The organism is Sedimentibacter sp. (genome assembly GCF_032080165.1).
Lineage (GTDB): Bacteria > Bacillota > Clostridia > Tissierellales > Sedimentibacteraceae > Sedimentibacter.
This window is the reverse complement of the sequence record NZ_DAMASY010000001.1, coordinates 138,659-153,073: the sequence shown is the minus strand read 5'-3', so window position 1 is coordinate 153,073 and position 14,415 is coordinate 138,659. Positions and strand designations below refer to the sequence as shown.

Annotated in this window: 17 protein-coding genes; 11 read left to right on the top strand and 6 right to left on the bottom strand. The window is 32.8% G+C overall.

Annotated features, from left to right (window positions below):
- Positions 1-9 precede the first annotated feature (9 nt).
- The 6 genes from RT412_RS00675 to RT412_RS00650 all read left to right on the top strand — a co-directional run bounded on the left by RT412_RS00675 (position 10) and on the right by RT412_RS00650 (position 5,448).
- A complete protein-coding gene (locus RT412_RS00675) occupies positions 10-324 on the top strand; it encodes an STAS domain-containing protein (protein WP_313339277.1) in 315 nt (104 codons plus the stop codon).
- Positions 325-328: 4 nt separating this feature from the next.
- Positions 329-691, top strand: a complete 363-nt coding sequence (locus RT412_RS00670; protein ID WP_313339276.1) for an ATP-binding protein — start codon at positions 329-331, stop codon at positions 689-691.
- Positions 692-712: 21 nt separating this feature from the next.
- A complete protein-coding gene (locus RT412_RS00665; RefSeq protein ID WP_313339274.1) occupies positions 713-1,474 on the top strand; it encodes a SigB/SigF/SigG family RNA polymerase sigma factor in 762 nt (253 codons plus the stop codon).
- Between the two features lie 56 nt (positions 1,475-1,530).
- Positions 1,531-4,353 carry a UPF0182 family protein gene (locus tag RT412_RS00660; RefSeq protein ID WP_313339273.1) on the top strand — a complete coding sequence of 941 codons (2,823 nt, stop codon included), beginning with the start codon at positions 1,531-1,533 and terminating at the stop codon, positions 4,351-4,353.
- Between the two features lie 102 nt (positions 4,354-4,455).
- Complete coding sequence (locus RT412_RS00655) at positions 4,456-4,824, top strand: VOC family protein (protein ID WP_313339271.1); 369 nt, start codon at positions 4,456-4,458, stop codon at positions 4,822-4,824.
- Positions 4,825-4,896: 72 nt separating this feature from the next.
- Positions 4,897-5,448: a GNAT family protein gene (locus RT412_RS00650; protein ID WP_313339269.1), complete on the top strand. Its 552-nt coding sequence runs from the start codon at positions 4,897-4,899 to the stop codon at positions 5,446-5,448.
- Positions 5,449-5,494: 46 nt separating this feature from the next.
- Here the strand turns inward: RT412_RS00650 and trxA are convergent, their stop codons facing one another.
- The 4 genes from trxA to RT412_RS00630 form a co-directional block, all read right to left on the bottom strand.
- Complete coding sequence (trxA, locus tag RT412_RS00645; RefSeq protein ID WP_398438643.1) at positions 5,495-5,824, bottom strand: thioredoxin; 330 nt, start codon at positions 5,822-5,824, stop codon at positions 5,495-5,497.
- Positions 5,825-5,905: 81 nt separating this feature from the next.
- Entirely contained in the window at positions 5,906-6,760 is an 855-nt protein-coding gene (locus RT412_RS00640) for an NAD(P)/FAD-dependent oxidoreductase (protein WP_313339267.1), read from the bottom strand.
- 7 nt (positions 6,761-6,767) lie between these two features.
- Positions 6,768-7,205 (bottom strand): helix-turn-helix domain-containing protein, encoded by a 438-nt coding sequence (locus RT412_RS00635; protein ID WP_313339266.1) that lies wholly within the window; start codon positions 7,203-7,205, stop codon positions 6,768-6,770.
- 94 nt (positions 7,206-7,299) lie between these two features.
- On the bottom strand, positions 7,300-7,989 hold the full coding sequence (locus tag RT412_RS00630) for a cytochrome c biogenesis protein CcdA (protein WP_313339264.1): 690 nt from the start codon (positions 7,987-7,989) through the stop codon (positions 7,300-7,302).
- A 166-nt stretch (positions 7,990-8,155) separates the two neighbouring features.
- Here RT412_RS00630 and RT412_RS00625 point away from each other — a divergent pair, with 166 nt between their 5' ends.
- The 5 genes from RT412_RS00625 to RT412_RS00605 all read left to right on the top strand — a co-directional run bounded on the left by RT412_RS00625 (position 8,156) and on the right by RT412_RS00605 (position 12,951).
- On the top strand, positions 8,156-9,067 hold the full coding sequence (locus RT412_RS00625; protein WP_313413079.1) for a phosphatidylglycerol lysyltransferase domain-containing protein: 912 nt from the start codon (positions 8,156-8,158) through the stop codon (positions 9,065-9,067).
- Positions 9,068-9,231: 164 nt separating this feature from the next.
- On the top strand, positions 9,232-10,752 hold the full coding sequence (locus RT412_RS00620) for a DUF1538 domain-containing protein (protein ID WP_313339260.1): 1,521 nt from the start codon (positions 9,232-9,234) through the stop codon (positions 10,750-10,752).
- Positions 10,752-11,114 (top strand): hypothetical protein, encoded by a 363-nt coding sequence (locus tag RT412_RS00615; RefSeq protein ID WP_313339259.1) that lies wholly within the window; start codon positions 10,752-10,754, stop codon positions 11,112-11,114. The genes RT412_RS00620 and RT412_RS00615 overlap by 1 nt, the downstream gene beginning before the upstream one ends.
- 4 nt (positions 11,115-11,118) lie before the next feature.
- Entirely contained in the window at positions 11,119-11,472 is a 354-nt protein-coding gene (locus RT412_RS00610; protein WP_313339257.1) for a P-II family nitrogen regulator, read from the top strand.
- 225 nt (positions 11,473-11,697) lie between these two features.
- Positions 11,698-12,951 (top strand): trypsin-like peptidase domain-containing protein, encoded by a 1,254-nt coding sequence (locus RT412_RS00605; protein ID WP_313339255.1) that lies wholly within the window; start codon positions 11,698-11,700, stop codon positions 12,949-12,951.
- 77 nt (positions 12,952-13,028) lie between these two features.
- Here the strand turns inward: RT412_RS00605 and RT412_RS00600 are convergent, their stop codons facing one another.
- Positions 13,029-13,685 carry a 3-oxoacid CoA-transferase subunit B gene (locus RT412_RS00600; protein ID WP_313339253.1) on the bottom strand — a complete coding sequence of 219 codons (657 nt, stop codon included), beginning with the start codon at positions 13,683-13,685 and terminating at the stop codon, positions 13,029-13,031.
- Complete coding sequence (locus RT412_RS00595; RefSeq protein WP_313339973.1) at positions 13,685-14,338, bottom strand: CoA transferase subunit A; 654 nt, start codon at positions 14,336-14,338, stop codon at positions 13,685-13,687. Before RT412_RS00595 ends, RT412_RS00600 begins: the two co-directional genes overlap by 1 nt.
- Positions 14,339-14,415: the final 77 nt, after the last annotated feature.

The window sequence follows — 14,415 nt, the reverse complement described above, 5'->3', positions numbered from 1 at the left end:
GAGGTAATTATGTCTTTAGAAATTAAGTACGATGTAACTTCAGATAACACATTAGAAATACAACCGATAGGAGAAGTAGATATATATACTTCTCCGGAACTGAAAAACAAAATTTATGAATTGATTGATGAAAAAAAATTAGACATTTTAATCAACGGTAGTAACTTAGATTACATTGATTCAACCGGACTTGGCATTTTAATGGGAATTTACAAAAAGCTTAAGGAAAATAATCTGAATATCAAAATTACTAATTTAAAACCAAACATATATAAATTATTTGATATTACAGGATTAAATAAAATATTCAATATTCAGGAGTGATATAATGGATAATATTTTTTTAAAAATCCCCAAAAAATCTGAATATATGAGTACAGTCAGATTGACCACGTCAGCTGTGTCTAATTTAAAAGGTTTTAATGTAGATGACATTGAAGATATTAAAGTAATAATTTCTGAAATCTGCACATTTTTTATAAACAATGTTGTACAAATTGATGAGCCGTTAAATATAAGCTATGAAATCAGCGAAAATAATATAAAAATTGAAGTAACTGATTTAAATGAAGGCATTATTAATGATGAGAGCTTAAGTGATATGAGCATTATGATTATTGAAAGCTTGTCTGATAATTGTAATTTTGATTTAAAAAATAAGAAAATTACTTTTGAAAAATGTATTAAATAATTTTGAATAGGCGTTGATAATATGGGCGAAGCAATCCAAAATACAAAAATTATTAAAAATCAGGATTTATTTTTGTTGTATCATCAAACGAGAGATATTGAAGTAAGAAATCAGATATTTGAAAAATATAAATACATGGCAGAAATAATTTCCCGTAAATATAACAACAAGGGTATCGAGCATGATGATATATTTCAAATTGCCTGCATGGGATTGATTTATGCAATTGAAAGGTTTGATATAACAAAAGGATTTGAATTTACCAGTTTTGCAACACCAACCATCTTAGGAGAAATAAAAAAATATTTCAGGGATAAGGGATGGTCTATTAAGGTGCCGAGAAAAATTCAGGAAATATCCAAGAAGGTTAATGATTACAGCAATATATTAAGTATTGAATTAAACAGAGCACCGACCATCAGGGAAATTGCCGAATATATAGACAGCACGGAAGAAGAAGTTTTGGAGGCATTTGAAGCCGGTAAAATGTTTAATTCACAGTCCTTAGACGAAAAATTTGACAACTCTGCCGATGAAAGTGATTTAACATTGATGGATGTTATGGGACAAGATGATAAGCATTTCACTATTATTGAAAATGAGGATTTTATTAAAAAATCCATGGAAAAATTAAATGAATTAGAAAAAGAAATTATAATTAAAAGATTTTATCTTAGTAAAACCCAAAGTGAAATAGCAAAAGAATTAAATATCTCTCAAATGACGGTATCAAGAATAGAAAAGAAATCTTTGGAAAAATTAAGAATGGAATTCAATAAGTAACCATGGGAGAACTATAGCAAATAACAATTGTTGTCCTATTGTTAAAAGGAGGTTTTATGAAAAATAGGGGAAAATTTTTTACAATAGGATTAATTATAATATTATTCTTAATTGTAAGCTTTTTCGGAACAACGGTAAAATTCATTACAGACTTTTTGTGGTTTAGTGAAGTGGGATATACGGAAACATTCCTGACCAAATTAAAAGCTCAGGTGATTTTAACCATACCGATTTTTATTGTTACGTGGAGTTTATTGTACATATTCTTGAGAAAATTAAAAAAGAAATATGACTTAGAAATTGAAGTTGTGGACGCCAACAGAAACAAAAAAATTAATCTGTGGATAAAATTAATTTCAGTTATCATAAGTTTATTGTTTACCTTTAACATGGTTTCTACAATGTGGTTTGAAATATTGCAGTTTTATAATGGTGAAAGCTTCAATAGTTTTGACCCTATTTTCAATAATGACATAAGCTTTTACATATTCAAGCTACCTTTGATTAATACACTCATAGGTTATATAATCAATATCCTATTCCTGTTAATAGTCGTAACTGTTCTTTTTTACGTCTATCTGTCCATTAAAGACAGTATAAAAAATGTATCAAGCAAATTTGAAGAAATGAGATTTACTCCTCATCAATTTGATTTCAGCTCAGTGTTGAATAGGAAATTTGCAGAAAAAATAATCAACCAATTATCCTTTATCGGTGTTTTTGTATTTATATTTTTAGGTATCAGAATTTTACTCAGAAGCTATGATTTATTATATTCTCAAGTAGGAAGAGTTTTCGGTGCCGGATTTACGGATATAAATATTACATTGAACATATACAGGATAGTAGGCATAGGATGCTTCGTATCGGCTGTTACATTTTTCATGGGTGCAAGGAAAAGAAATCTTAAGACTGCATTGACGGTTCCTGCTGCATTGATTGCAATTTCAATAATAGGTACCGGCTTAGCCGGCTTAGTTGAAAATTTTGTAGTAGAGCCGGATCAGCTTTCAAAAGAAACAAAATATATGGAGTATAGCATAAAAAATACTCAGAATGCCTATGATTTACATGACGTAAGATTGATAGAATTTCCTGCAAATAATAATTTAGCGATAGAAGATATAGACAATAATCAGGAGGTTATTGATAATATAAGAATTAACGACCAGGAGCCGTTAATTCAAGTTTATAATCAATTACAAGGAATACGGCCGTACTATGTATTTAATGACGTAGATGTAGACAGATATTATATAGACGGAGTTTATAAACAAGTTTTCTTATCGGCAAGAGAGCTTGATCAAAATAGATTAAACGAACAGGCAAGAACATGGGTTAATCAATATTTGAAATATACACACGGTTACGGTATAACAATGTCACAGGTTAATGAAGTTACTCCTCAAGGGCAACCCGAAATGCTGATTAAGAACATACCTCCGACCACCGATACAAATATTATGGTTAACAGACCGGAAATATATTTTGGTGAAAGAACAAGTGAATACATAATAGTAAATACAGACGAAAAAGAGTTTGATTATCCATCGGGATCAAACAATGTTGAAACATTATATGAAGGAGATGCAGGTATTAATCTTTCTTTTGTTAACCGAATATTGTTCAGTATCAGAAAAGGAAGCTACAGATTATTGATTTCCAACAATATTGATTCTGACAGTAAAATATTGATGAACAGAAATATTATTCAAAGAGTTCAAGAAATAGCGCCTTTTATATATTATGACCCGGATGCATACATAGTTATTAATCAGGAAGACGGTAAACTATATTGGATTATAGAAGGATTTACTGTAAGTGACAGATATCCTTATTCACAACCGACAGATAAGCTCATTCAAGGTTGGAATGTGAATTATTTGAGAAACTCGGTAAAGGTTGTAATAGATGCTTATGATGGTTCAACTGATTTTTATATAGCAGATGAAACAGATCCGATTATAAAGACATACAACAAAATATTTAAGGATTTATTAAAGCCGATGAGCGAAATGCCTGAAGGATTAAGAAATCATATAAGGTACTCTCAAGTATATTTCGATGTACAATCTGATATGTACAGATTGTATCATATTGAAAATCCTACTGTTTTTTTCGGCAGAGAGGATTATTGGGACATAGCAAATGAAAAATACATGAATAACGGTGAAGAGCCGGTTGGATCAAGCTATGTAATGTTTAAGCTGCCGGATGAAGAAAACGTAGAATTTTTGCTTACTACACAATATACGCCACAAAATAAAGACAATATGATTTCTTTATTGGTAGCAAGAAATGACGGTGATAATTACGGTAAATTAGTATTGTATGAATTTCCGAAAACAAAGACAATACCGGGTCCAAACATGATAGAAACAAAAATCGATCAGGATACTGTTATTTCATCACAGCTTACATTGTGGAGCCAGGTTGGATCTACAGTTTTAAGGGGTAACACCTTGGTTGTTCCAATAGAAGATTCATTGCTTTATGTAGAACCGATTTATTTAAAATCTGATACAGAAAGCAACTTTCCGGAAATGAAAATGGTTGTTGTTTCATTTGGTGATAAAATAGTAATGGAACCAACTCTTGATATGGCAATAGAAAGAATTTTCGGAATAAATACGCAGCCGACAAAACCTGCACCGCCACAGGAAAATGAATATGATAACACAAATATCGAAGAATTAATTGTGCAGGCAAATATTATATTTAACAGGGCGAATGAAGCATCTCAAAAAGGTGATTGGACCTCATACGGTGAAAACTTGAAAAAGTTAGAAAGTATATTAGAGCAACTGAACTTGTTGACGAATGGTGCAAATATAAATAATGAAAATGACATCATAGAAGAAAGTAATGATGCACAATAATTATCAAAGTAAATAGGAAGGGGGACACACTTTTTTTTATCAGAGTAAGTCTTTGAGGATAGGAAGAATGTCCCCGTCAGAATGTATTTGGAGGAGTAAGCTATGAAATTTACATTTAACCACTTTAATTTTAACGTATTAAATTTACAAAAAAGCTTAAATTTCTATAAGGAAGCACTTGGATTAACGGAAGTCAGAAGAAAAGAAGCTGCAGATGGCAGCTATACATTGGTATTCTTAGGAGACGGTGAAACTGATTTTACATTAGAGCTTACCTATATGAAAGACAGAACTGAATCATACGATTTGGGAGAACAAGAATATCATCTTGCTATGCAGACAGATAACTATGAAGAAGCTTATAAAAAACATCAGGAAATGGGCTGTGTTGAATTTGTTAATGAATCAATGGGCATATACTTCATTATAGATCCTGATGGATATTGGATAGAAATTATACGAAAAAAATAAAGAAATATAAAGGTATTTGAAGGTATTCCGGGACGATTTGTTCGTTTCCGGAATAACCTGCAAGGAGCTGTCATGGAAATAAAAAGAACCGTCTCCAAAACACCCAAAATACGATTAGAACGAATTGAAAATAATGATATGATATATATTTATGAGTGGTTTAAAGACATTGAATTTTTGAAATTCTATGATTATATGCCGCCAATTCCTCAGTCAGGGGACGAAGTTGATAAAACATTCAGATCCTATGAAAAAAATGATGAATCAGATGTTTTTGCAATTAAGCTTGCTGATATTAATCAAATAATAGGAGTTGCAGGATTTGATGATATCGTTAAGGAAAACAGGGTTGCCACTCTTTTTATTGGTATAGGCGATAAAAATGTAAGGGGCAGGGGTTATGGTAAGGAAGCTCTGAATTTATTGCTTGAACATGGATTTAATCAATTGGACTTTCATAGGATACAGCTAAATGTACTGGAATTTAATACTGCAGCTATTTCTTTGTATGAAAAAGCAGGGTTTGAGAGGGAAGGTACATACAGGGAGTTTGTATTGAGGGATAATAAAAGGTATGATTTGTTGTTGTATGGTCTTTTGAAAAGTGAATGGAAGAAAAGATGAAAAAAGGCGGTTCTTTTATTGATATAAAAGAACCGCCTTCATATTTTTAAGCTATGTGGCTGTCGAGCATTCTTGTGAAGGAATTCAACGGTTTTACACCGATTTCTTTTGCTTCGATTTTACCATTTTTGTATAGGATAACAGTTGGTATGCTTTGGATGCCGTATCTGATTGAAAGCTCCTGCTGCTGGTCAACATCAACCTTTGCAACGGTTATTTTGCCGTCATATTGATCGGCTAATTTTTCTATAACAGGTGCAATCATTCTGCATGGTGCACACCATGTAGCCCAGAAGTCTACTAATACATATTTCTCTGTGGATAATAATTCATCGAATTCCTTTGCACTGTTTACATACTTTATTTTTTCTGACATAATAATTCTCCTTTATGAATTTAATATTTATTTTATTGCACTTACAGCATAAGCGACTGACTACTAAATTAAAAATTTAGGTCATCTGCTTACATCTATTTGAACCGCTGCATGCTGTGCAGCGATTAGACCTTCGCTAACTGCTTTTGATAACTGAAGTGGTTTACCTGTTATATCTCCTGCGGCATAAACTCCTTCAATAGTTGTTTCCATGTTTTTATCTACCTTGATAAAGCTGTTTTCTGTTTCTAAGCCATCTATTAAAGCTGTCGGAGCTACTGCATCTCTTAGCAAAAACACTGCATCAGTCAGAATCTTTTCTCCGTTTACAACAATGGCTTCTACCGAATAATCTCCCAATATTTCTGAAATTGCTCCGTTTACATATTTAATATTTTCGTTTAAGTGTTCAGAGCGTTTCTTCTTTGAAACAAATGTTATGTTAACACCAATGCTGTTTAAATAATTAGCTTCTTCCAATGCATCGTTTGATTGATCCCAGACTACGGCATTTTTATTTCTGTAAAGCATTCCGTCGCATGTTGCACAGTAGCTTACGCCGTTTCCTAATAATCTTCCCTCTCCGGGAAGCTCTTTTACTTTTGAAATACCCATGGCAAGAATTACTTTTTTTGATTCGGCTATTTCACCGCTTATATTTGCCATGAAGCTTTCACCCATGGGAAGGATATTAACTACTTTTCCTTCTTCGATTTTTATGTTCATAGCTTCTGCATGTTCTCTGAATTTATCCATAAGTTCTTTACCGCTTAAATTATAGAATCCTAAATGGTTATCTACTCTTTCGGCTTTAGATAAATAATTTTCCTTGTTAGAAAAAATTCGGACTGTTTTTCCCCTGTTTACTGCATTAACTGCTGCAGATAAACCGGCCGGTCCGGCACCGATTATTATAATATCTGTTATATCTCCCATATTAACCTCACTCGTTTGGTTCAATTACTTCAAGTTCATTACTGTCAATATATACATTGCATTCAGGGCAATGGTATTTCAGTTCCACTGAGCTATGACATTTATTATGAACTAATTTTTTATGACATTTATTTAAATGCTTCTCGCCCCACAGTACCAAGCTGTTGAATACATCTACCAAATCCATTCCCTTTTCTGTTAAAGAATATTTATATCTTGGAGGATGGTCCTGATAAAGCTCTTTATATATCAACTCATCATGTTCTAACGTTTTTAAACGCTCAGACAATAAATTTGTCGGTATTCCTTCCAAGCCGTCAAGTATTTCCTTATACGTTTCATATCCTATCAATAATCGGTGCAGGATTAGCAATGACCATTTGTCACCAATAATATTTAAAGCTTGCGCTATGTTGCATTGTATGTTGTATTGTGGTTTTCTCACATTTTCACTCCCTTAATTCGGCTTTATTTGACAGGGACATTTCTCCTATCCCTCAGAGACTAACCCTGAGAAAAAGAGATGTGTCCCTCTTCCTCTAAAAAGCCAAATATCTGCTTATTGTAGTAAAAGTTCCGGTATAAGTCATAATACCTATTATAATTAAAATGATTCCTCCTGCTTTTATTGTATATTTAACCAGATTTCTTTTCTCTCTAAAAAAGTTAAGTGCTTCAGTAGTGAATAAACCTAATATTGTAAAGGGTATTATAAAACCAAGGGTATAAATTAATACCAAAGCATTTCCGGAAAAAATATTCTCTGCATTTGAAGCCAATATTAAAACCGAGGATAACGCAGGACCTACACATGGTGTCCATGCAAAGCTGAATGTAAATCCCATTATAAATGCAATTATCGGGTTCATTTTTACAGCGGTTAAATCAAGGTGAAATCTTTTTTCCATTTTTAAAAAATTTAATTTAATTATGTTTAATTGTACCAGACCCATAATAATAATTATTATGCCGCCAATTTTGCTGAACAATTCTTTGTTTTGATTAAAAAACGTACCTAATGCGGAAAATGAAAGACCAAGCAAGAAAAATACGCTTGAAATTCCGCCTATAAAGAATAATGTATTTAATAAAACTATTTTTCTGTTATAAAGTATGGTGCCGTCACTGTTTGTTATTTTTCCATTACCTGCCAAGTAGCTGATATATACAGGGATAAGCGGAAGCACGCATGGTGAAAAAAAAGATAAAAATCCCTCAATAAAAATCAATAAAATAGTATTACCCCCAATCTTTTTATTTTACTATAGCATAGTTACTTTAATTTGTCAAGTGACTTTATATAATAAATTTATAAATATATTGAAATATATTTTTTATGGTGATACTATAATTATAGTAATTATTAATACAGATAATATTTTATATGCATGGGAGATGATTTACATTATAAGTTTTAAAAAGCTTACAATTGAAGATAAGGAAATTATAGAAAGGTATGTTGATAAAGAAAATTTAGAATCTTACGAGTATTTGTTTTCATCACTATATATGTGGAGAAAGCTTAACAATGTAAAATATGCAATATTTGATGATACATTGATTATAGAAAAAAATGAAGAAGGGAAAGAAACATTTTATGCACAGCCCTTTGGTTACAATAAAGAAAAATTGACGGAGCTTGTTGATATTTTAAAGACAAGAAATCAAGATTACACCGACAGAGAATATCTGTTCGGTGATGTTGATGAAGAATTTTTAAATGATTTAAAAAAATATACTGATTATAAAATTGAAGCTGTTGAAGATGTGGATGATTTTGAATATGTTTATAGTATTATGGATTTGATAGAATTAAAAGGCAAAAAATATCACGGTAAAAAAAATCATTTTAATTCATTCAATAAATCTTACAGCTATGAAATAAAAACCTTAGATAATGACAAAGTAGTCAAAGATTGTTTAGCACTCTTACATAAGTGGCACGATGAGGTTGCTGTAACCGTAGATAAAGAAATGTTGATGGAAATAGATGCAATTAAGGATTTGTGCGGTGAACTTCATTATTTTGACCTTAAATCCATTGCTGTGTATGTTGATGGAAATTTAGCGGGTTTTGCCGTTGGAGAAAAAGTTAATGATAACATGGCAGTTATCCATGTTGAACGAGGGGAAATTGCATATAAAGGTATATATTCCTTTTTAAACAGAATATTTTTGATGGAAAGTTTCTCTGATACCGAATTTGTAAACAGGCAGGAGGATACTGGAAATGAAGGGCTGAGAAAAGCCAAACAATCATATCATCCCGTTAAAATGGTAAAGAAATACTTAGTGAAGGTTGTTTAGTATGGGGTTAAAATATATTTCCAATTCTGAAATTTGACTAATAGAAAAAATATAAAGCTAAATTATTACAAAATAAAACTATTGACTACAAAATTTATTTAATATAAACTTATTATTAAAAATACACTTGCTTTTTAAATATATAATGAGGAGATAATTTTTATTTGAACAATCTGATTGAAAAAATTAAAGAATCACTTTCATCAGTGCTACCAATAACCATCATAGTTGTTATTTTGCACTATGTGTTAACACCTATGCCAACAGGTCTATTTATACTTTTTTTAACAGGAGCAATATTATTAATATTAGGTATGGGTCTTTTTACACTTGGTGCTGATATATCAATGATGCCGATGGGAGAAAGAATTGGTGCGGAGCTTACAAAATCCCGTAAGTTGACGGCATTAATCATAATAAGTTTTTTAATGGGATTTATGATTACCGTTGCAGAACCGGATTTGCAGGTTTTAGCGCGTCAAGTTCCTTCAATTGCAGATAATGTAATTATCGGGGCTGTTGCATTTGGGGTTGGTATATTTTTAGTAATTGCAATATTGCGTATAGTTTTTCAAATAAAGCTTTCATATGTATTATTAACGTTCTATGCAGTTATTTTTGTATTAGCATATTTTACGCCAAATGATTTTGTTCCGGTTGCTTTTGATTCAGGTGGTGTTACAACCGGTCCTATAACTGTTCCTTTTATTATGGCATTAGGTCTCGGTGTTGCTGTAGTCAGAGGCGGGAAAAGTGCCCATGATGATAGCTTTGGATTGGTGGCGCTTTGTTCTGTGGGACCGGTTTTATCTGTCTTGGTTCTCGGGCTGTTTTATAATACTTCCGGAAGCTATGAAGAAGTTGTTATAGCAGAGGTAGGTAATTTCAGAGATGTGATAAATATATATATGCATGAATTTCCTGAATATTTTATAGAAGTTGGCTTTGCTTTATTACCAATAGTTATTGCATTTATTATTTTCCAATTTATTTTCTTGAGACTTCCTAAAACTCATTTGATAAAATTATCGGTTGGAGTAATATATACTTATTTAGGATTGGTAGTATTTTTAGCAGGTGTTAATGTCGGCTTCCTTCCTGCCGGAAACTATATAGGCTATGCATTGGCAGATTTGGATTATAATTGGGTTTTGATACCTATAGGAATGGTTATGGGGTTTTTCATAGTAGCAGCAGAGCCGGCAGTCCATGTTTTAAACAAGCAGGTTGAGGAAGTAACGGGCGGTGCAATTTCTAAAAGAGCAATGTTAGTATCACTTTCATTAGGTGTAGCTGTATCAATAGGAATTGCTATGATTAGGATTCTTACAGGAATAAGTATTTGGTACTTTATAGTACCAGGTTATGCTATTGCATTATTATTGATGTTTTATGTACCTCAAATATTTACAGGTATTGCTTTTGACTCAGGCGGTGTGGCTTCGGGACCTATGACAGCAACATTTATGCTTCCTTTTGCAATGGGGGCTGCAGATTCTGTAGGTGGTAATGTATTGACCGATGCTTTTGGATTAGTAGCAATGGTTGCAATGACACCGTTGATTACAATTCAAATTCTTGGAGTTGTATATAAGCTAAAAGTGAGCAAACTTGAAAAGATTAAAGAAAATATAATTGAAGATGAAAATAATGAAATTATAGATCTTGAAGGAGGTGAGCAATAATGAATAGCATAAGCTTACCTAAAAATATAAAATTGTTTGTCACTATAGTTAATAGGGGCTATGGCGAAAAAATAGCGGAAATGTTAAGAGAAAATGAAATTATGTTTAACATAATTGCTTTGGGAAAAGGTACAGCAAAATCGGAAATATTAAATTATCTCGGATTAGGTCAAACAGATAAGGACATAGTTTTAAGCGTTGTACAGGAAGATAAAATCCCGATAATTATAAATAATTTAAGGGAAAAATTTAATTTGAAAGAACCCGGGAACGGTATTGCTTTTTCTATACCAATAAGCAGCGTTGACAGTGCCGCAGCATTAGAGCTTATAAGCAGTATAATTAATAATGATAGAGAGTGAGATAATGGTAGATATAAAAGATGATTATCAAGAGTTTGATTTAATAATTACAATAGTAAATCGCGGTTTCGATGATGTAGTAATGGATGCGGCAAGAAGTGCAGGGGCTACCGGAGGAACAGTCCTTAATGCAAGGGGAACAGGAGTGCATGAAGCTGAAAAATTCTTCGGAATATCTATTCAGCCGGAGAAGGATGTAATTTTAATACTTGCAAAACGTAAAGATAAAAAACAAATAATGCACGCAATCAGAAATGAAGCCGGCTTAAACAAAGAAGGCAGAGGATTGTCATTTTCCATGCCTGTAGAAGATGTGTGCGGTATCGTTCATATGAAGTTGGATTTTAAAGATAAATAAGGTTGTAGAATTAAGAATTTTGTCATTCTAAGATTACGCATCTTCGGGATGACTTTTTTTGCACTTACAGTATAAGCGCTGACACTAAATTAAAAAAATTTGGGTCATCTGCTTATTATTTTTTACTAAAATTAAGTTTCATTAAAGAAATTAATGATAATATAAAAATAAAGTGGAAGAATAAGTAAATAACACATATATAAATCATTGTAGGAGGAATATAAAATGGATTATAACGACAAAAATCAATTTAATGAAGACTATAACTTTAATAGTGGTCCGCATAATGATTTTAATAATGAACAATACAGGGATATAAATTTTGTAATGCGTGATTATGAAGTGGAGCCGATTAAGAAAAGAGGCAGGAAAAGAACATTTTTCGGATATGTGGCAGTTGCATTGATTGCAGCTATCATCGGAGGTTTATCAAGCGGATATTTTGTATATAGTCAGTTTAAAGTTAATCAAAACGGTGTAGAGCAACCTATTACAGCTCAGGATGTTAATATAAATTTAACGGATGATGTTTATTTTGCTGTTGCTGTGGCAGAAAAATCACAAAAAACAGTCGTTGGAATAACTACTCAGGCAACCAAGCAGGTTAATACGTGGTTCGGACCTCAAACACAAAGGTCTCAAAGTATGGGTTCAGGCTTTATTGTGGATCCTAACGGTTATATTGTAACCAATTCACATGTTATTGAAGACGGAAAATATGATAAAATAACTGTTTCATTGATTGATGGTTCAACAGAAGTCGGTGAAGTGCTGTGGTACGATAAATCTCTTGATTTAGCTGTAGTTAAAATAAACAGAACCAATTTACCTTTTGTAGAATTAGGGGATTCCGACAAACTTCTGGTAGGTGAGCCGGTTGTGGCAATAGGAAATCCGATGACATTGGACCTTGAAAGAACAGTTACTCAAGGTATAATAAGCGGATTAAACAGAACGATAATATTTGAAAACGGAACAGTTATAGAGCCGTTAATACAAACGGATGCATCTATCAATGAAGGAAACAGCGGCGGTCCCTTATTTAATGCCAAGGGTCAGGTAATTGGAATAAACACTGCAAAAATAAACACTGCAGAGGGATTAGGATTTTCTATTCCAATAAATACAGCAAAACCGATAATAGATCGTATAATAAAAGAAGGTAAATTAACTACTGTCTATGTAGGTATATCAGGCGTTGAAGTTGAAACCTATGAAACAGCATTAGGAATAGAAGTTCAAGCTGAATATGGAGTTGTTATAGCAGAAGTAATAAAGGATTCTCCTGCTTCAATATCCGGTTTACAAGTTGGTGACGTAATAATTGCAATAGATGGAGATAAAATAACAAGCATGCAGGAATTAAAAATAAAATTGTACGAATATAAAGATGGTGATAATGCTGAAATTACGTTTTTAAGAAATGGCAATGAGCATAATGTTTCATTGACACTTAAAACAAAACCGGCAGATTTATAGATCCTCCAATTAAAAAGATAAGCAGACAGCCCAAATCAAAGATTTGGGCTGTCTGCTTAAAAATTTGGGTCATCTGCTTATTCATCTAAACCAAAGCGTTTTAAATTTGGAGAAATTATCAATTTTGCTTCTGTTGCGGCAATTACATCTTCTACTGTCGCCTCAGGTCCTAATTCTTCAAGAACCAAACCTTTATCAGTAACTCTTATTAGTGCCATTTCTGTAACAATTATGTTCACTTGCTCTTTTGCAGTTAAAGGCAGAGTACATTGTTTTAAAATTTTTGGTTTACCTTTTTGAGTATGAACCATTGCAATTATTACAGTATTTGCACCAACTACCAGATCCATCGCTCCGCCCATTCCCGGAACCATTTTTCCCGGTATTTTCCAGTTTGCAAGATTACCCTTTTCATCAACTTCCATTGCTCCAAGAACTGTAGCATCAACATGACCGCCTCTGATTATTCCAAAGGATGCAGCACTGTCAAAGAACATACCGCCTGATACTATTGATGAAGGCATACCTCCGGCATTTACTAATTCCCAGTCTTCCTTTCCTTGTTCAGGTGCAGGACCCAAACCTAAAAATCCGTTTTCTGACTGAAAAGTAATATCCATGCTTTCAGGTATGTAATTTGCAACCATTGTAGGAAGCCCTATCCCTAAATTTACAACGTCACCGTCGTGTAACAACTGAGCTACTCTTTTTGCTATTACTGCTTTTTCGTTCATTATTTGCCACCTCCAACTATGTAGTCTACGAATATTCCTGAGCACATAACATGTTCCGGATCGATTTCTCCTACTTCAACAATCTTGTCTGCCTCAACTATTACCAAGTCAGCCGCCGTAGCCATGATAGGGTTAAAATTTTTAGTTGTTTTATTAAAAACCATATTACCTTTTTTATCAACGACGGAAGCTTTTAAGAGTGCAACATTGGCTCTCAATGGAGTTTCAAATATATATTCTTTGCCGTCAATAACCTTTTTTTCTTTTCCTTCCTCAGCTTCAGTACCGATTCCCGTAGGTGTATAGAAGCCGCCGAGACCGTTGCCTCCGCATCTGATTTTTTCTGCTAATGTACCCTGGGGTGTTAAGCAAACTTCCGTAGTTCCCGAATTCATTTGATTTGCAGTTTCAGGGTTTGTACCAACATGAGAAGCAATTATTTTCTTAAATTGTTTACTCACTACCATTTTTCCGACACCCTTGTCCGGAAACCCGGTATCATTGCAGATGAGGGTTAAATTTTTAATATTTCTTACAACAAGTGCATCAATCAGGTACTCAGGAGAACCATTAGCTAAGAAGCCGCCAACCATAATAGTCATGCCATCTTGAACTTTTTCAACGGCTTCATTAATGGAAATAATTTTGTTAATCATAATATCTTCCTTCCTAATAATTATTATAGTATTTGTTTATACAATTGTTATATTTTTGACAAATAAAGTCAAAA